This window comes from Zoogloea sp. (assembly GCF_041911615.1).
GTDB lineage: Bacteria > Pseudomonadota > Gammaproteobacteria > Burkholderiales > Rhodocyclaceae > Zoogloea.
Window position 1 is genome coordinate 26,013 of record NZ_JAYROR010000095.1, and the last position, 17,196, is coordinate 43,208.

Consider the following 17,196-nt stretch of genomic DNA (forward strand, 5'->3'; position numbering starts at 1 on the left):
AGCACGTGTTTGGTACTTCGAACAGCGGTGGGCCCGTTGTTGCACTGGATAGATTGATGGCAGCCAATACAGGTGGGGAGTTTCAATTTCATCGACTTGTGCAATCGCGGGCTGCGGGAGGACTTAGCATTGATCTGTTACGGCACTTTGTTCAAGAGTTAAAAGTGATCAAGCCAGACATGATTCATGTGCGAGGTTTAGGAAACGAGGGGTTCCACGGTGTGTTCGCTGCGAGGTTGGCGGGCGTGCCAAAGGTTCTAGTCTCAGTGCATGGGACTGTGCGCGATCTGCTTTTTCCAAAGAATAGAGCTCGTAATGCATTTGTACGTAATGTGCTGGAGCCAGCGACGTTGCGGATGGCAACGCATGTTATGACCGTATGCGATTACGCCGCTAAGCGGAAATTTCTTTCCCCGTACTCAAATAAGTTTGTTGGTGTCGTACGTAACGGCGTTGATCTTCCAGTGTTTGATAGTGACTTAAGGAATCAAGTTAGGTCTGAGTTTGGTGTTGGCGATAGGGATGTTGTTTCAATATCCGTTTCGAGAATTACTAAAGAAAAAGGTTATTTTGCGCTGGCGGATGCGCTTATCAGACTTCCCCGGCTTAGCAAAATGCTCCATGTGTGGGTCGTCGGAGATGGCCCAGATAGGGCGGAAATCGAAGCCGCAATGCCGCGACGAGATGATGTGTGTGTGCGTTTCTTGGGGCATCGTAACGACGTGGGCCGGTTCTTGCAGGGGGGGGATATGTTTGTGTTTCCGTCTCTCCATGAGAATCTGTCGAATGCGCTTTTAGAAGGTATGAGTTTTGGTCTGCCTCCAGTCGCATTTTCCGTGGGCGGGAATACAGAAGTTCTTGGTAATGATCTGTCAGGATTGATTGTTCCGGGGGATGTCGATTCGTTTTCTCGCGCCATTTTTCGTTATATCGAAGATGATGTTTTTAGACGGGAGGATGCGGCGTCGGCAAAGGAACGTGTCGGCCGCTGTTTTTCGATGAATCTGATGGTGAATCGCATGTTTGATGTTTATAGAAACGTCCTGAACTGAGGGGGCGCGAATTGAATACGCCGATCCGCGTTACTTTGCTGGGTTTTACTGTTCCGGACTCAATGCTTCAAGAAATCCTTGAAAAGGATCAGAATCTTCCTCTTCAAACTCATAAATTTGCTTGGAGCTTGGCGCGCGCGCTGAGAGATGGGGGGGCCGCGGTGGAACTGCTCTCGGCTCTTCCCGTTTCAAACTACCCAGTAATGCCGAAGCTCTGGTTTGGGGGGCGTTTTTTTTGCCACGATGGTTTTCGTGGGCGTACCCTCGGGTTTGTGAACGCAGTGGTATTGAAGCACGTGACTCGCACCGTAGCGTGTTTATTGCCTGGTTGGCGAGAGATCGTGCGCCATCGTGCTCAGTTTATTGTCGTTCATGGAGTTCATAGCCCGTTTCTTTGGTTCTCACTTTTATTGAGACGAAAGGATCGCAAGGTCGTGGTGGTAGTAACGGATCCCCCTGGGGTCGTTCTTGCACGGGATGGCATTCTTGTCCGGTTTCTTAAGAAGCTAGATCGTACTATCGTCAAAAGCGCCCTTTCACGTGTGGACGGTGTGGTCGCTTTGACGCAGGCGTTGATTGACGACTACTCCCCGATGGTCCGTGGAATAGTTCTACCTGGGTTTATGGATCGGCACCTCGAGCAGTCGAATATGCCAAGTCTTAGCGAGAAGCCAGTTTTTGATATCGCATATGCCGGTGGACTTTTTGAGCAGTACGGAGTTGGACGTTTGTTGGACGCTGTCCTTAATGTACGTGGGGTCAATGTTAGGTTGACGATTTATGGGAAAGGGGATTTGGAGTCGAGGATTAAGGAGGTTGCAACTAGTAACCCGCGTGTCAGATATGGTGGCGTGGTTGCCCCCAAGGATCTTGTTGCGCTATTGCAGTCGTCCGATCTCCTTGTGAATCCCCGTCCGTCGGACCAAGATTTTGTAAGGCATTCCTTTCCTTCGAAGTTGATTGAATATCTGGCACTAGGTGTGCCGGTGCTTACAACTAGGCTTCCAGGGATTCCTGATAGCTATCTTGAACAAATGTATTTGATCGATGATGAAAGTGCCGAGGGGTTGAGGAAGTCCATCGAGGGTGTTGCAGCACTTCCATTGCGTGATCGGGTCTTAAGGGCTAAATCTGCCCGTGAGTTTGTATTTCATGCCGCGTCCGAATCTGTCCACGGGGCAAGCTTGGTGCGCTTCCTTCGTTCCTTGAATTGATTTGTTGGGGGTTTTATGTCTTTTGCTGGAAAAACGCTTCTTATTACCGGCGGAACAGGCTCTTTCGGTAATGCTGTCCTCCGTCGCTTCCTCAACACCGATATCGGTGAAATCCGCATTTTCTCCCGCGACGAGAAAAAGCAGGACGACATGCGGAAGCTCTACAACAACCGCAAGTTGAAGTTCTACATTGGCGATGTGCGCGATCCGCAGTCGATTGCTGCCGCCATGCGTGGTGTTGATTACGTGTTCCACGCGGCCGCGCTCAAGCAGGTTCCTTCCTGCGAATTCCACCCGATGCAGGCGGTGCGCACCAATGTGCTTGGCACCGAGAACATGATCGAGGCTGCAATCGCCAACAAGGTGAAGCGCGTTGTGTGCCTGTCCACCGATAAGGCGGTGTATCCGATCAACGCCATGGGTATCTCGAAGGCGATGATGGAGAAGGTGATGGTTGCTGCGTCCCGGAATCTCGAAGGTACCGGCACCGTGGTGTGCGGCACCCGCTACGGCAACGTGATGGCCTCGCGGGGCTCGGTGATTCCGCTGTTCGTGGATCAGGTGCTCAATGGCAAGCCCATCACCATCACCGATCCCAACATGACGCGCTTCATGATGACGCTGGACGATGCGGTGGATCTGGTGCTTTATGCCTTCCAGAACGGCAACAACGGCGACATCTTCGTTCAGAAGGCGCCGGCTGCCACGGTGGATGTGCTCACCAAGGCAATTCTTGGCCTGATGAACAAGCCGGAGCACGAAGTCCGCATCATCGGTACCCGCCACGGCGAAAAGCTTTACGAAGCGCTGCTGAGCCGCGAAGAGCGCGCCTGCGCTCAGGACTTGCCGGGTTACTTCCGTGTGCCGGCCGACGGCCGCGATCTCAACTACGACAAGTTTGTGGAAGAGGGCGAGCAGAAGATTACCGAGGCTGTCGAGTACACCTCCCATAACACCGAACGCCTGGACGTGGATGGCATGACGCAGCTGCTGCTCAAGCTGGATTTCATGCAGAAGATCGCCCGCGGCGAAAAGGCCGAGGCGCAGGACTAAGCCGCCATGCGTATCGTGATTACCGGCGCCGACGGTTTCATCGGCCGCAACCTATCCGTTCGCCTGGGCGAGCTTGGGCATACCGATATTGCGCGTATCACCCTCGATTCGTCCGATGATGATCTGAAGGCTGCGCTCAAGGGGGCGGATTTCGTTTATCACCTGGCGGGCATCAATCGCCCCAAGGATGTGAGCGAGTTTGCCACCGGCAATGCCGGCCTTACCGAAACCGTATGCAGTCTGCTGGCCGAGTACGGCAACAAGGCGCCGGTGGTCCTGTCGTCGTCCACCCAGGCCGCGCTCGATAACCCTTACGGTGTCAGCAAGCGTGCGGCCGAAGACTCCGTCTTTGCGCACGGCGAAAAGAACGGCTCGCCGGCCTATGTGTTCCGCCTGACCAATGTGTTTGGCAAGTGGTCGCAGCCCAATTACAACTCGGCGGTGGCCACCTTTTGCCACAACATCGCTCGCGGGCTGGAGATCAAGGTGAATGATCCTAGCGCGGCGCTCAAGCTGGTGTACATCGACGATGTGGTCGAGGCCTTTGTTGGCCTGCTGCAGTCGCCCGGCACGCCCAGCGGCTTTGTGCCCGCCGGCCCGGAATACGACTCCACCGTTGGCCAGGTGGCCGATACGATCCGTGGGTTTGCGGCCAGCCGCGCATCGATGATTACTGATCGTGTGGGCACGGGCCTGGTGCGAGCGCTGTATTCCACCTATCTAAGCTTCCTGCCCACCGAGTCGTTTGCTTACAGCGTGGTCAAGCATTCCGATCCGCGCGGCGATTTTGTCGAGATGCTCAAGACCCCGGATTGCGGCCAGTTCTCGTACTTTACGTCGCATCCTGGCGTCACCCGTGGCGAGCACTATCACCACACCAAGACCGAGAAGTTCATGGTCCTCAAGGGCACGGCGCATTTCGGCTTCCGCCATATCGTCACCGGCGAGCACTACGAGCTGGTTACCAAGGGTGGTGAGGGCCGGATCGTTGAAACGGTGCCGGGCTGGACGCACAACATTACCAACATCGGTGATGACGAGATGATCATCATGCTGTGGGCAAACGAGATCTTCGACCGCGAAAAGCCCGATACGTTTGCCAACAAGGTGAAGCAATGAAGAAGCTGAAGGTGGTGTCGGTTGTCGGCACCCGTCCCGAGATCATCCGGCTTTCCCGCGTGCTGGCAAAGCTGGATGACTATTGCGAACACGTGCTGGTGCACACAGGCCAGAACTACGACTACGAGCTGAACCAGATCTTTTTTGAAGATCTGGGCGTGCGTAAGCCCGATCACTTCCTCAACGCGGCCGGCGCAACCGGTGCCGAGACCATCGGCAAGGTGGTGATTGCGGTCGATCAGGTGCTGGCCGAGGAGAAGCCGGACGCCATGCTGGTGCTGGGTGATACCAACAGCTGTATCTCAGTGCTGCCCGCCAAGCGCCGCAAGATCCCCACCTTTCACATGGAAGCCGGCAACCGCTGCTTCGACATGCGCGTGCCCGAGGAGATCAACCGCCGTATCGTCGACCACACGGCCGACATCAACCTCACCTACAGCACCATCGCCCGCGATTACCTGCTGCGTGAGGGCCTGCCGCCCGATATGGTCATCAAGACCGGCAGCCCGATGTTCGAAGTGCTGACCCACTACCGCGACGGTATCGAGGCATCCGACGTGCTGGAGCGCCTGGGCCTCAAGGCCCGTGAGTTCTTTGTGGTAAGCGCCCACCGGGAAGAGAACATCGATTCCGAGAAGAACTTCACCAATCTGGTTGCCACCCTCAATGCCGTGGCCGACAAGTACCAGATGCCGGTGATCGTCTCAACCCACCCGCGCACCCAGAAGCGTGTGGATGCGATGGGCGCAAAGTTCCATCCGCTGGTCCGCCTGCTCAAGCCCCTGGGCTTCAAGGATTACAACAAGCTGCAGCTCAACGCCAAGGCGGTGCTGTCGGATAGCGGCACGATCAACGAAGAGTCGTCGATCCTCAACTTCCCGGCGCTCAACATCCGCGATGCCCACGAGCGTCCCGAAGGTATGGAAGAGGCCGCCGCCATGATGGTCGGCATGAACACCGAGCGCGTCATGCAGGGGCTGGCAATCCTGGAGGATCAGCCCAGCGGTGAAACCCGTCTGCTTCGGCAGGTGGGCGATTACAGCATGCCCAACGTGTCCGACAAGGTCGTCCGGATCATCCACAGCTACACCGATTACGTGAATCGAGTGGTCTGGAAGAAGTACTGAAGTGGTGCAGCTTGTTCATACATTGTTTTTAGGATTTTTATGCCCCACCGTCCGATAAAAATCTCCCTAATCACTGCGACATGGAATTGTGCAGATACCATTTCGGACTGCTTGGATTCGGTCTCCAGTCAGACGTATCATGAAATTGAGCATATTGTTATAGATGGGGGAAGTAAGGACCCTACATTGGACGTGCTCCATGCTCGGCAAAGCCAGATTTCTACTCTGGTGAGCGAAAAAGATCGGGGTATTTACGATGCTTTGAATAAAGGTATATCTAAGGCTACTGGTGATGTGATTGGTTTTTTGCATGCAGATGATCTTTTTGCAGATGATACTGTGCTGGAGAAAGTTGCCGCTGCTTTTGAGGATCCAAGCGTCTGTGCTGTTTACGGTGATCTGCAGTATGTAAAGAAGAGCGATCCCTCGCGCGTTGTTCGGTATTGGAGATCTCGCGCCTTCAGTTCGAACCTGCTTAGGTGGGGGTGGATGCCACCGCATCCGACTTTGTATGTGCGCAGAGAGTGGTATCAGCGTATTGGTGGGTTTGATATTGGTTATCGAATATCTGCTGATTACTACAGCATTCTGCAGCTTTTCTCGATTCCAGGTTTCTCTGCGACTTATCTTCCCTTTGTGTTTACAAAGATGAGGTTGGGTGGGGCTAGTAATAAATCGATTAAAAATATACTGCTGAAATCCCGCGAGGATCTGAACGCTTTGGTGCGATCTGGTGTGGGGGGAATCGGAACATTGTTCTGTAAAAATGTTAGCAAAATCGGTCAGTTTCTGAATTAATCATCGATATAGGGAGGCGGGTCTTGAAAAAAGTAGCTTTGATTACAGGTGTTACTGGCCAAGATGGATCTTATTTGGCCGAATTCTTGCTTGGAAATGGGTACGAGGTTCACGGTATTAAGCGTCGCGCATCTCTTTTTAATACTCAGCGTGTGGACCACATTTATCAAGATCCTCATGTGGACAACCAGAACTTTGTCCTTCACTACGGCGATTTGACTGACTCTTCAAATCTCACTCGCATTCTTCAGCAGGTTCAACCTGACGAGGTTTACAACTTAGGCGCTCAAAGTCACGTTGCTGTCAGCTTTGAATCGCCAGAGTACACTGCTGATGTCGATGCGATGGGAACCCTTCGATTGCTGGAGGCGATTCGGTTTCTAGGTCTCGAAAAGAAAACTCGTTTTTACCAAGCGTCGACTTCTGAGTTGTACGGCCTTGTGCAGGAGATTCCACAAAAGGAGACTACGCCGTTTTATCCAAGGTCGCCGTACGCCGTCGCTAAGCTTTACGCCTATTGGATCACCGTGAATTACCGCGAGGCTTATGGAATGTATGCCTGTAACGGCATTCTGTTTAATCATGAGAGCCCGCGTCGTGGCGAGACTTTTGTAACGCGAAAGATTACGCGTGGTCTTGCCAATATCGCTCAGGGGTTGGAGAGGTGCCTTTTTATGGGCAATCTCAATGCCCTTCGGGACTGGGGGCATGCGAAGGATTATGTGCGCATGCAGTGGATGATGCTTCAGCAGGACATGCCGGAGGATTTTGTTATTGCAACCGGTGTGCAGTATTCCGTGCGTCAGTTCATCGAATGGTCGGCTGCGGAGTTGGGGGTTACGCTGAGCTTCGAAGGTGAGGGGATCGAGGAGATTGCGGTGGTCGCGGGCATTGACGGCGATAAGGCGCCTGCGCTTAAGGTCGGCGACGTTATCGTGAGGGTTGATCCGCGATACTTCCGTCCTGCAGAGGTCGAGACGCTGCTTGGAGATCCAAGTAAAGCGAAGGAGCTGCTAGGCTGGGTTCCAGAGATCACCGTGCAGGAGATGTGTGAGGAAATGGTGAGCGAGGATCTGAAGGTGGCTCAGCGGCACGCGTTCTTGCGTGCCAATGGACACGATATTGCTGTCTCGGTGGAGAACTGAGCATGGTTCGTAATTTGAGTAGCCGTGTTTTTGTTGCTGGGCATCGAGGAATGGTTGGGTCCGCGATCGTTCGTCGGTTGCAGGCACTCGGTTACGAGAATATTGTCACAGCGGGGCGTGATGAGCTTAACCTGCTCGATCAAGCGGCGGTGCAGGGATTCTTTGGTGCGCATAAGTTCGATCAAGTTTACTTGGCTGCGGCCAAGGTTGGCGGCATTCACGCCAATAACACTTATCCTGCTGAGTTCATCTACGATAATTTGATGATTGAGGCAAATGTTGTTCAAGCGGCCCATGTGACAGGGGTGCAGAAGCTTCTCTTCCTTGGTTCTTCGTGTATCTATCCGAAGCATGCCGATCAGCCGATGAAGGAAGATGCGCTGCTCACTGGTGTGCTTGAGGCAACAAATGAGCCGTATGCGGTTGCCAAGATTGCAGGGATCAAGTTGTGTGAAAGTTACAACAGGCAGTATGGTCGTGATTACCGGAGCGTGATGCCTACTAATCTCTACGGTCCGAACGACAACTTTCATCCAGACAACAGTCACGTCATTCCCGCATTGTTGAGGCGGTTTCATGAGGCTGTGCAACAAGGCGTTAGGGAGGTCGTCATCTGGGGTAGTGGTACGCCGATGCGAGAGTTCCTTCATGTTGACGATATGGCCTCAGCTAGTGTCCATGTCATGGAGTTGGATAATTCGGCTTATGCTGCCAACACTAAGCCGATGCTGTCGCATATCAATGTTGGCACGGGGGTTGACTGCACTATCCGAGAACTGGCCGAAACGGTCGCTCGTGTTACCGGCTTTGATGGAAAGTTGATTTTTGATTCCGCCAAGCCGGATGGAACGCCCCGAAAGCTGATGGATGTATCCAGATTGAAGGCACTGGGCTGGCAATACGCCATTGAACTTGAAGATGGTCTACGCGATGCGTACAGGTGGTTTGTTCGGGCTGGCGCGGATGTGAGGGCATAGGCCGCCATTGTTGGCGGTTGTGTTCTTACATTCTCTATTTTCTGGACTCGCCTCACTCTTGATTACCATGGAACTCCAACCCGTCATTCTCTCCGGTGGCTCCGGCACCCGCCTGTGGCCGCTTTCCCGCGAACAGTACCCGAAGCAGCTGCTGGCCCTGGTGGGCGACGAGACGATGCTGCAGGCCACGGCAGGGCGGCTTGCCGGCTTCACGAGGCGTTTGCCGGTGGCCCAGGCGCCGATCGTCGTGTGCAACGAGGAATACCGCTTCGTCACCGCCGAGCAGCTGCGCTCGGTGGGCCGCAGCAGCCGCAACATCGTGCTCGAGCCCGTCGGCCGCAACACCGCTCCGGCGCTGGCCCTCGCGGCGCTCGCCGTGCAGGAGGCCGACCCGGTGCTGCTGGTGATGCCCGCCGACCACGTGATCCGTGACCTCGCCGGCTTCCAGGCCGCCATCGACGCCGGCATTCCAGCGGCGCTGGATGGAGCCATCGTCACCTTCGGCATCGTTCCCGATCGTGCCGAGACCGGCTACGGCTACATCCGCTTCGGCGCCGAGCGCCCGGATGGCAGCAAGGCCATCGCCGCCTTCGTCGAAAAACCCGACGCCGCCACCGCCCAGCGTTATCTCGACAGCGGCGAATACCTCTGGAACAGCGGCCTCTTCATGGTGCGCGCCAGCACCTGGCTCAAGGCCCTCGCGGCGCTGCAGCCGGCCATGGCCAAGGCCTGCGACGCCGCCTGGCAGGGCGGGGCGCGGGACGCGGATTTCGTGCGGGTGGATAAGAATGCCTTCGTCGCCTGCCCGTCGGATTCCATCGACTACGCGGTGATGGAGAAACTCGCCGGCGCCGCGGAGCTTGGCATTCCCGGCTGCGTGGTGCCCATGAGCGCCGGCTGGTCCGACGTGGGCGCCTGGGATGCGCTGTGGGACATCGCCGACAAGGACGGCAGCGGCAACGTCGCCCGAGGCGACGTGCTGTTCGAAGACAGCCGCAACACCCTCGTCTATGCCCAGGACCGCATGGTCGCCTGCGTGGGCCTGGACGACACGGTGGTCGTCGAAACGCCCGACGCCGTGCTCGTCGCCCGCAAGGACAAGACCCAGAACGTCAAGCAGATCGTCGCCGCGCTCAAGCTCGAAAAGCGCAGCCAGGCCTCGGCCCATCGCAAGATCCACCGTCCGTGGGGCTGGTACGACTCCATCGACGCCGGCGCGCGTTTCCAGGTCAAGCGCATTGTCGTCAATCCCGGCGCGCGCCTCAGCCTGCAGATGCACCACCACCGGGCCGAGCACTGGATCGTCGTGAAGGGCACCGCCGAAGTCACCAACGGCGAGAAGACCTTCCTGCTGGGTGAGAACGAATCGACCTACATCCCGCTGGGCCACGTGCATCGGCTGGCCAACCCGGGCAAGCTGCCCCTGGAGATCATCGAGGTGCAGTCGGGCAGCTATTTGGGGGAGGACGACATCGTCCGATTTGAGGACACCTACGGGCGGGGGTGAGCTCTGGTATTGATTGACCACCAAAGAGTCGTTATATGCAACTATTTCGCGAGTAAGTTCAACATGACCACCATCGCAGTTATCGGCCTCGGCTACGTTGGCCTGCCCCTCGCCGTCGAATTCGGCAAGAAAGTGAAGACCGTCGGTTTCGACCTCCATCAGGAGAAGGTCGACGCCTACGCCCGCCACGTGGACCCCACCGGCGAAGTTGCCACCGAAGACCTCAAGGCCGCCGTGCACCTCACCTGCAGCACCGACCCGAAGGTCATTTCGGACGCCGACTTCATCATCGTCGCCGTGCCCACCCCGGTCGATGAGGCGCACCAGCCGGACTTCACCCCGCTGGTCAAGTCGTCCGAGAGCGTCGGCAAGTACATGAAGAAGGGCGCGATCGTCGTCTACGAATCCACCGTATATCCCGGCGCCACCGAGGAAGTCTGCATCCCCATCCTCGAGAAGTTCTCGGGCATGAAGTGGAAGCAGGACTTCAACGTCGGCTACTCGCCCGAGCGGATCAACCCGGGCGACAAGGAACGCACCGTCACCAAGATCATGAAGGTCGTCTCCGGCGACACCCCGGAAACCCTCAAGATCGTCGCCGACACCTACGCATCGGTGATCACCGCCGGCGTGTATCCGGCCAGCTCGATCAAGGTGGCCGAAGCCGCCAAGGTCATCGAGAACACCCAGCGCGACCTCAACATCGCCCTGATGAACGAGCTCGCCGTGATCTTCCACAAGATCGGCATCGACACCCTCGAAGTGCTCAAGGCCGCCGGCACCAAGTGGAACTTCCTGCCCTTCCGCCCGGGCCTGGTGGGCGGCCACTGCATCGGCGTCGATCCCTACTACCTCACCCACAAGGCCGACATGCTGGGCTACCACCCGCAGGTCATCCTCGCCGGCCGTCGCATCAACGACAGCATGGGCAAGTACGTGGCCGAAGAGACCGTCAAGCAGATGATCCAGGCCGGCCACAACATCAAGGGCGCCGACGTGGTCGTGCTGGGCCTCACCTTCAAGGAAAACTGCCCGGACCTGCGCAACAGCAAGGTCATCGACGTGATCCGCGAGCTGCAGAGCTACGGCGTCAACGTGCACGTGCACGACCCGGTGGCCGAATCCGCCGAAGCGGAGCACGAGTACGGCGTGAGCCTCACCCCGTGGGACAAGCTCCCGAAGGCCGGCGCCATCGTCGCCGCCGTGGCCCACCAGGAATACGCCGACCTGGGCGTCGCCCAGCTGTGCGAGAAGCTGATCCCCGGCGGCGTGTTTGCCGACGTGAAGAGCTTCTACGACCCGGCCGCCCTGGCGGCGGCGGGGGCGAAGGTCTGGCGGCTGTAAGCTGTTGGGCACAGGATAGAAAACGGGAGCCTGGGCTCCCGTTTTTTTGTTCACGTGGTACGCGCCGTGACGTGGAGGGATTGCCCCGCGGCGGCCCCGGGCGAGGGCGCGCCCCCCCGTCCGGGCGCGCTGCCGGCGTCAGCCCCCCACTGCCACGCTCACCACATCGCTCCAGTCGCCGATCTGCACGTCCTTGAGGCGGTAGATGGCCTTGTATTTCCAGCGGGTGGGGCTGGCGGGGAGCGGGGTGGGATCGGGGACGCGGGGCGAGCTGGCGATGGTGAAGAGGGCGAAGCCCTTGTCGTCGCTGCGGTCGACCCAGATTTCGAGGGCGTCGGCCTTGCCCTTGGACCACTGGATGTTGGGTCGGCCAGCCTTGGTGGTGATGTCGAGGATCGGCTTGGCGCCGTCGGTGCCGGCGGCCTGGAGGCTGCCGACGATGTCGAGGTCTTGACCGATGGCGTCGCTGTAGTTGCGGGCGGCCTTGATGCGCGCGACGAGATTGGTGAGGCGCGGGATGATGCCCAGCGGCACGGCCGGTACCGGGGCGGGCAGGTTGGAGACGTTGGGGTAGGCGGTTTCGCCGGGGCCGCCGTCGCGCTGGAGGTTCTTGAAGGCGGTCCACAGCTTGGCGTTGGCCTGCACGATGTTGGTGGCGCTCAGGGTGTAGCGGAAGGCCAGGGCGTCGGCCTTGAGCTGGGTGATGTCGTCGGCGCTCAGCTCGAGGGCGGTGGCGTGGATGGGGAGGCGGGCTGCGAGGTGTTCGAGCAGTTCGGCCTTGCCGCTGTCGTCGCTGGGCAGGTAGTAGTTCTTGGGCATGTCGATCTCCTTTGTTTATGGGTGGTGACGGGGTGAATCGGTGCGGCGGGCGGGGGCCGGGTGTGCCCTTGCCGCCCGCGCGGCCTTGTTCCGCGCGGGTTTCGCGAAAGCCGCGGGAAATGGGGCCGCTTTTGCCAGGGCGCTGGCAAAGCCTGCCAGACATGAAAAAAGTGCTGCCAGATGTGCAAAAACCGTTGCGGGACGTCTCGCGACGATTGCGGGACGTCTGGCAGGGGTGGCGAGACGTCTGGCAACGATCGCGGGACGTCTGGCGAACCTTGCGCGACGTCTGGCAAAGGTTGCGGGATGTCTGGCAGGGGCTGACGGACGTCTGGCGACACTTTTTTCATATGAAAAAATGGTTTTTTGAGATGCCGCGACGGCTGCGTGATAAGTGATGTTTATGCGCATGGGCGGTTGGGTGACGGTGGCGTGTCGCGGCGATTCTGTATTTATTGACAGGTGTTTTTCAGTCCGCGTATCGTAAAGGAAATATCCTGAAAATGTCTAATAAATATCCGTAGCGGGTAAACGTGGCCGTCGTGGCCGTCGTGGCATCGGGCTCGGGGCGCGTGATGCCCTTGCGCGTCGCCCGGCCGGTGCTCGGCCGGTGCCGGGCGCGTGGGGGCGGAAGATGAGGGGGAGGGGATGAAGGTCGAGATCACCCATCACGGGGCGTTTCGAGGCGTCACGGGTTCGTGCCACCAGTTGTTGCTGGATGGCAAGCGCAGTGTGTTGATTGACTGCGGCTTGTTCCAGGGGGCCGAGACGGCGCCGGACGGGCAGTCCGGGCCCGACCGGCTGGAGATTCCGTTCCCGGTGGACGGCGTGCAGGCCCTGGTGGTGACCCATGTGCACATCGACCATGTGGGGCGGATTCCCTGGCTGCTGGCGGCGGGCTTCAAGGGGCCGATCTATTGCAGTGAGCCGTCGGCGCGCTTGCTGCCGGTGGTGCTGGCGGATGCCTTCGCGATGGGGGTGACGCGGGATGCGCGGCTGGTGGAGCGGTATCTGCGCATGGTCGAGGCGCGGCTGCGGCCGCTGCCTTACGGGCAGTGGCAGGACGTGTGCGGCGACGCGCCGGGGGTGGGTGGGGCGTGCCGCATCCGTCTGCAGCGGGCCGGGCACATTCTGGGGTCGGCCTATGTGGAATGCGACGTGGCCGGCGCGGCCGGTGAGGTGGTGCGGGTGGTGTTCTCGGGGGATCTGGGGGCGCCGTGGACGCCGCTGCTGCCGGCGCCGCGCTCGCCGGAGGCGGCCGATGTGCTGGTGCTGGAGAGCACCTACGGCGACCGCCTCCACGAGAACCGCCATACCCGGCGCGAGCGGCTGCAGGCGGTGGTGGAGCGGGCGCTGGACAACGGCGGCACGGTGATCGTGCCGGCCTTCAGCATCGGCCGCACCCAGGAACTGCTCTACGAGTTCGAGGACATCCTGCACCGCCAGCGCGTGCAGCCGGGCCCCCACGCCGAGCGCTGGGCGCGTCTGCCGTTCTATCTCGATTCGCCCCTGGCCGGGCGCTTCACCCGGCTCTACCGCGAGTTGCAGCCCTTCTGGGATGCGGAGGCGCTGGCGCGGGTGAGGGCGGGGCGCAAGCCGCTGGCCTTTGCCCAGCTCACCGCCATCGACGACCACGCGGGGCACGAGGCGGCGGTGCGTCGCCTGGCCCGCAGCGGCGAGCCGGCGGTGGTGATTGCGGCGAGCGGCATGTGCGCCGGCGGGCGGGTCATGAACTACCTCAAGGCGATGCTGCACGACCCCCGCCACGACGTGCTCTTCGTGGGCTACCAGGCGCGCGGCACGCCGGGCCATGCGATCCAGACCTGGGGCCCGGGCGGCGGTTACGTGGACATCGACGGCGAGCGCATCGACATCCGCGCGGGCATCCACAGCCTGTCGGGGTATTCGGCCCATGCCGACCAGAACGATCTGGTGCGCTTCGTGGCCGGCATGGGGCGGCGGCCCGCCGAGGTGCGCCTGATCCACGGCGAAGCCGGCGCCCGCGAAGCGCTGGCCAAGCGTCTCGCGGCGGCCCTCGGCCCGGGGCTGCGGGTGATGAATGCGGGTGATGATTGATGTCTTGCGCGGCGGTTACAATCATGTGGGAGCGAATTCATTCGCCCGCGGAGGTTAAGCAGCGCTCTACCTTTCTGCAACCCGTGTTGTGCGAATGAATTCGCACCCACAGGAGGGCGGTGGGCGCGGTGTGGGCCATTCTGTGGGGGCGAATTCATTCGCCCGCGGACGTAAAACGACGTCCTGCCGATTTTCAATGCGCGACGGGCCAATGATTTCGCCCCGACACAAGACGGATATCTGAATGGTTGCTCCGAATTCCCCTGCCTGGCGGGCCTTGCTCGCGCATCGCGACCTGATCGCCCACCGGCATCTGCGCGACTTCTTCGCCGCCGACCCGCAGCGTTTTGCGCAGATGTCCTTGCAGCTTGACGGTTTGTTAGCCGATTTCTCCAAGCAGCGCGTCGATACCCGCGCCATGCAGTTGCTGATCGAGCTCGCCAACGCCGCCGATCTGGTGGGCTGGCGCGACCGGCTCTTCGCCGGCGACAAGATCAACGTCAGCGAAGATCGCGCGGTGCTCCACCCGGCGCTGCGTCACCTGGGCCTGGACGCGTTTCCGTCGCCCGAGCGGGACGTGATGCCCGAGGTGCGGGCGGTGCGCGAGCAGATGCGGGTGTTCTCCGACAAGCTGCGCGCCGGCCTGTGGCGGGGTTTCTCCGGCGAGGCGATCCGCGACGTGGTCAATATCGGCATCGGCGGGTCGGACCTCGGCCCCAAGATGGTGGTGCGCGCCCTGTCGGCCTACGGGCGCGCGGGCCTGCGGATGCACTTCGTGTCCAACCTCGACAGCGCCCACCTGGGGCATCTGCTCGACGTGCTGGACCCGCGCTCGACCTTGTTCGTGGTGGCGAGCAAGACCTTCACCACCCAGGAGACCATGCTCAACGCCCACACCGCCCGCGAATGGCTGTGCGCGGCGGCGGGGGTGAACGCGGCGCGGGCGCTGCCCCTGCATTTTGTGGCGGTGACGTCGGCGGTGGACAAGGCCGCCGAGTTCGGCCTGCCCCTGGCCAACGTGTTCCGCATGTGGGTTTGGGTGGGGGGGCGCTATTCGCTCTGGTCGGCGGTGGGCCTGCCCATCGCGCTCGCCATCGGGATGAGCGGTTTCGAACGCCTGCTCGCCGGCGGGCAGACCATGGACAAGCATTTCCGCGACGCGCCCTTCGAGCGCAACCTGCCGGTGCTGATGGCCCTGATCGGCATCTGGAACACCAACTTCCTCGGCGCCGGCACCAGCGCCGTGCTGCCCTACCACGAGGCGCTGCGCTTCCTGCCGTCCTTCCTGCAGCAGCTCGAGATGGAATCCAACGGCAAGACGGTGGGGCGGGACGGCCAGCCGCTGGCCTGTCAGGCCAACCCCATCGTGTGGGGCGAGATCGGCTCCAACGGCCAGCATGCCTTCTTCCAGCTGCTCCACCAGGGCGGCTGGCTGGTGCCTTGCGATTTCATCGCCAGCGCCCAGAGCGACTACCCGCTGCCCGGCCACCAGGCCCCGTTGATGGCCAACCTGCTGGCCCAGAGCGCCGCGCTGGCCTTTGGCAAGACCGAAGCCGAGGCCTCGGCCGAGCTGCGCGCCGCCGGGGTGCCGCCGGAGCAGGCCACCGCGCTGCTGCCCCATAAGGTGTTCGCCGGCAACCAGCCGTCCACCACCATCATCCTGCCGCGCATCGACCCCCATAGCCTCGGCATGTTGCTGGCCCTCTACGAGCACAAGGTGTTCGTGCAGGGCGTGGTGTGGGGCATCAATTCCTTCGACCAGTGGGGCGTCGAGCTGGGCAAGCAACTGGCCGGCCGCCTGCTGCCGGCGCTCAAGGGCGAATCCGAAGCGGAAGGCCTCGACCAGTCCACCCGCGCGCTGATCGCATGGTGCCGCGAGCACGGCGATTTTTGAAATGGGCACCCACAGGGGCAAAGGGCATCGCTAAGCCGAGGTTTTTCTGTGGGGGCGAATTCAATTCGCCCGCAGAGGTGGAATGATGCGATGGCCGTGTTTCAAGGTGCGGTGTGCGAATGAATTCGCACCTACAGAACCCGAGCCATGACCTACGATGCCCTGCGCCGCGGCCGCGTCTCCGTTCCTGGGCAGGTCTACCTCCTTACCACCGTGACTGCTGGCCGGGCGCGGTGCTTCGATGACTTCCATCTCGCCCGCCTGGCCGTCGCCGAAATGCGCCGCCTCGACGCCGAGGGCCTGCTCAGCTCGCTGGCCTGGGTGCTGATGCCCGATCACCTGCACTGGCTGGTCCAGCTCGGTGGCACGGCCTCGCTCTCGGGTACCGTCAAGACCTTCAAGGCCCGCGTCGGACGCCGCCTCAATGCCGCGGGAGGCCACCGCGGCAGCGTATGGCAGAAGGGCTTCCACGACCGCGCCCTGCGCAAGGACGAAGACCTCCCCACCGCCGCCCGTTACATCGTCGCCAACCCCCTGCGCGCCGGCCTCGTGCAACGGATAGGCGATTACCCCCACTGGGACGCGATTTGGCTGTAGGGGCGAATTCATTCGCCCGCGGAGGTGGAATGGCGCGATGGCCGTGTTTCAACGGGCGTTGTGCGAATGAATTCGCACCCACAGGAGGAGTATCGCGGCTCCAGTTTTTCTGTGGGGGCGAATTCATTCGCCCGCGGAGGTGGAATGGCGCGATGACCGTGTTTCAACGGGCGTTGTGCGAATGAATTCGCACCCACAGGGGTATCGCGGCTCTGGTTTTTCTGTGGGGCGAATTCAATTCGCCCGCGGAGGTGGAATGGTGCGTTGGCCGTGTTTCAACGGGCGTTGTGCGAATGAATTCGCACCCACAGGGGTGTCGCGGCTCCGGTTCTTCTGTGGGGCGAATTCAATTCGCCTGCGGAGGTGGAATGGTGCGATGGCCGTGTTTCAACGGGCGTTGTGCGAATGAATTCGCACCCACAGGGGTATCGCGGCTCCGGTTTTTCTGTGGGGGCGAATTCAATTCGCCCGCGG

Annotated in this window: 15 protein-coding genes; 14 read left to right on the forward strand and 1 reads right to left on the reverse strand. The window is 60.2% G+C overall.

Going from position 1 to position 17,196, the window contains the following annotated elements:
• The first annotated feature begins 56 nt into the window (after nucleotides 1–56).
• The 10 genes from ACE3P2_RS11495 to ACE3P2_RS11540 all read left to right on the forward strand — a co-directional run bounded on the left by ACE3P2_RS11495 (nucleotide 57) and on the right by ACE3P2_RS11540 (nucleotide 11,336).
• The gene (locus ACE3P2_RS11495) at nucleotides 57–1,052 is read left to right on the forward strand and encodes a glycosyltransferase family 4 protein (protein WP_374264530.1); all 996 of its coding nucleotides are present in this window, start codon (nucleotides 57–59) and stop codon (nucleotides 1,050–1,052) included.
• 11 nt (nucleotides 1,053–1,063) lie between these two features.
• Nucleotides 1,064–2,266 carry a glycosyltransferase gene (locus tag ACE3P2_RS11500; RefSeq protein ID WP_374264532.1) on the forward strand — a complete coding sequence of 401 codons (1,203 nt, stop codon included), beginning with the start codon at nucleotides 1,064–1,066 and terminating at the stop codon, nucleotides 2,264–2,266.
• Between the two features lie 15 nt (nucleotides 2,267–2,281).
• Nucleotides 2,282–3,319 carry a polysaccharide biosynthesis protein gene (locus ACE3P2_RS11505; RefSeq protein ID WP_374264534.1) on the forward strand — a complete coding sequence of 346 codons (1,038 nt, stop codon included), beginning with the start codon at nucleotides 2,282–2,284 and terminating at the stop codon, nucleotides 3,317–3,319.
• Between the two features lie 6 nt (nucleotides 3,320–3,325).
• A complete protein-coding gene (locus tag ACE3P2_RS11510; RefSeq protein ID WP_374264536.1) occupies nucleotides 3,326–4,438 on the forward strand; it encodes an NAD-dependent epimerase/dehydratase family protein in 1,113 nt (370 codons plus the stop codon).
• The gene (gene wecB / locus ACE3P2_RS11515) at nucleotides 4,435–5,565 is read left to right on the forward strand and encodes a non-hydrolyzing UDP-N-acetylglucosamine 2-epimerase (protein WP_374264538.1); all 1,131 of its coding nucleotides are present in this window, start codon (nucleotides 4,435–4,437) and stop codon (nucleotides 5,563–5,565) included. Before ACE3P2_RS11510 ends, wecB begins: the two co-directional genes overlap by 4 nt.
• 39 nt (nucleotides 5,566–5,604) lie before the next feature.
• The gene (locus tag ACE3P2_RS11520) at nucleotides 5,605–6,363 is read left to right on the forward strand and encodes a glycosyltransferase family 2 protein (protein ID WP_374264540.1); all 759 of its coding nucleotides are present in this window, start codon (nucleotides 5,605–5,607) and stop codon (nucleotides 6,361–6,363) included.
• A 23-nt stretch (nucleotides 6,364–6,386) separates the two neighbouring features.
• Nucleotides 6,387–7,508 (forward strand): GDP-mannose 4,6-dehydratase, encoded by a 1,122-nt coding sequence (gmd, locus tag ACE3P2_RS11525; protein WP_374264542.1) that lies wholly within the window; start codon nucleotides 6,387–6,389, stop codon nucleotides 7,506–7,508.
• 2 nt (nucleotides 7,509–7,510) lie between these two features.
• Nucleotides 7,511–8,485, forward strand: a complete 975-nt coding sequence (locus tag ACE3P2_RS11530) for a GDP-L-fucose synthase family protein (protein WP_374264544.1) — start codon at nucleotides 7,511–7,513, stop codon at nucleotides 8,483–8,485.
• 67 nt (nucleotides 8,486–8,552) lie between these two features.
• Nucleotides 8,553–9,992, forward strand: a complete 1,440-nt coding sequence (locus tag ACE3P2_RS11535; RefSeq protein ID WP_374264546.1) for a mannose-1-phosphate guanylyltransferase/mannose-6-phosphate isomerase — start codon at nucleotides 8,553–8,555, stop codon at nucleotides 9,990–9,992.
• Nucleotides 9,993–10,055: 63 nt separating this feature from the next.
• Nucleotides 10,056–11,336, forward strand: a complete 1,281-nt coding sequence (locus ACE3P2_RS11540; RefSeq protein WP_374264548.1) for a nucleotide sugar dehydrogenase — start codon at nucleotides 10,056–10,058, stop codon at nucleotides 11,334–11,336.
• Between the two features lie 138 nt (nucleotides 11,337–11,474).
• Here the strand turns inward: ACE3P2_RS11540 and ACE3P2_RS11545 are convergent, their stop codons facing one another.
• Nucleotides 11,475–12,155 (reverse strand): hypothetical protein, encoded by a 681-nt coding sequence (locus ACE3P2_RS11545; RefSeq protein WP_374264550.1) that lies wholly within the window; start codon nucleotides 12,153–12,155, stop codon nucleotides 11,475–11,477.
• Nucleotides 12,156–12,316: 161 nt separating this feature from the next.
• Here ACE3P2_RS11545 and ACE3P2_RS11550 point away from each other — a divergent pair, with 161 nt between their 5' ends.
• From ACE3P2_RS11550 to ACE3P2_RS11565, 4 genes are all read left to right on the forward strand, one after another.
• The gene (locus tag ACE3P2_RS11550) at nucleotides 12,317–12,553 is read left to right on the forward strand and encodes a hypothetical protein (protein ID WP_374264552.1); all 237 of its coding nucleotides are present in this window, start codon (nucleotides 12,317–12,319) and stop codon (nucleotides 12,551–12,553) included.
• A gap of 250 nt (nucleotides 12,554–12,803) precedes the next feature.
• Nucleotides 12,804–14,231 carry an MBL fold metallo-hydrolase RNA specificity domain-containing protein gene (locus ACE3P2_RS11555; protein WP_374264554.1) on the forward strand — a complete coding sequence of 476 codons (1,428 nt, stop codon included), beginning with the start codon at nucleotides 12,804–12,806 and terminating at the stop codon, nucleotides 14,229–14,231.
• Between the two features lie 244 nt (nucleotides 14,232–14,475).
• On the forward strand, nucleotides 14,476–16,125 hold the full coding sequence (pgi, locus tag ACE3P2_RS11560; protein ID WP_374264556.1) for a glucose-6-phosphate isomerase: 1,650 nt from the start codon (nucleotides 14,476–14,478) through the stop codon (nucleotides 16,123–16,125).
• Nucleotides 16,126–16,272: 147 nt separating this feature from the next.
• Nucleotides 16,273–16,722: a transposase gene (locus ACE3P2_RS11565; protein WP_374264558.1), complete on the forward strand. Its 450-nt coding sequence runs from the start codon at nucleotides 16,273–16,275 to the stop codon at nucleotides 16,720–16,722.
• Nucleotides 16,723–17,196 lie beyond the last annotated feature (474 nt).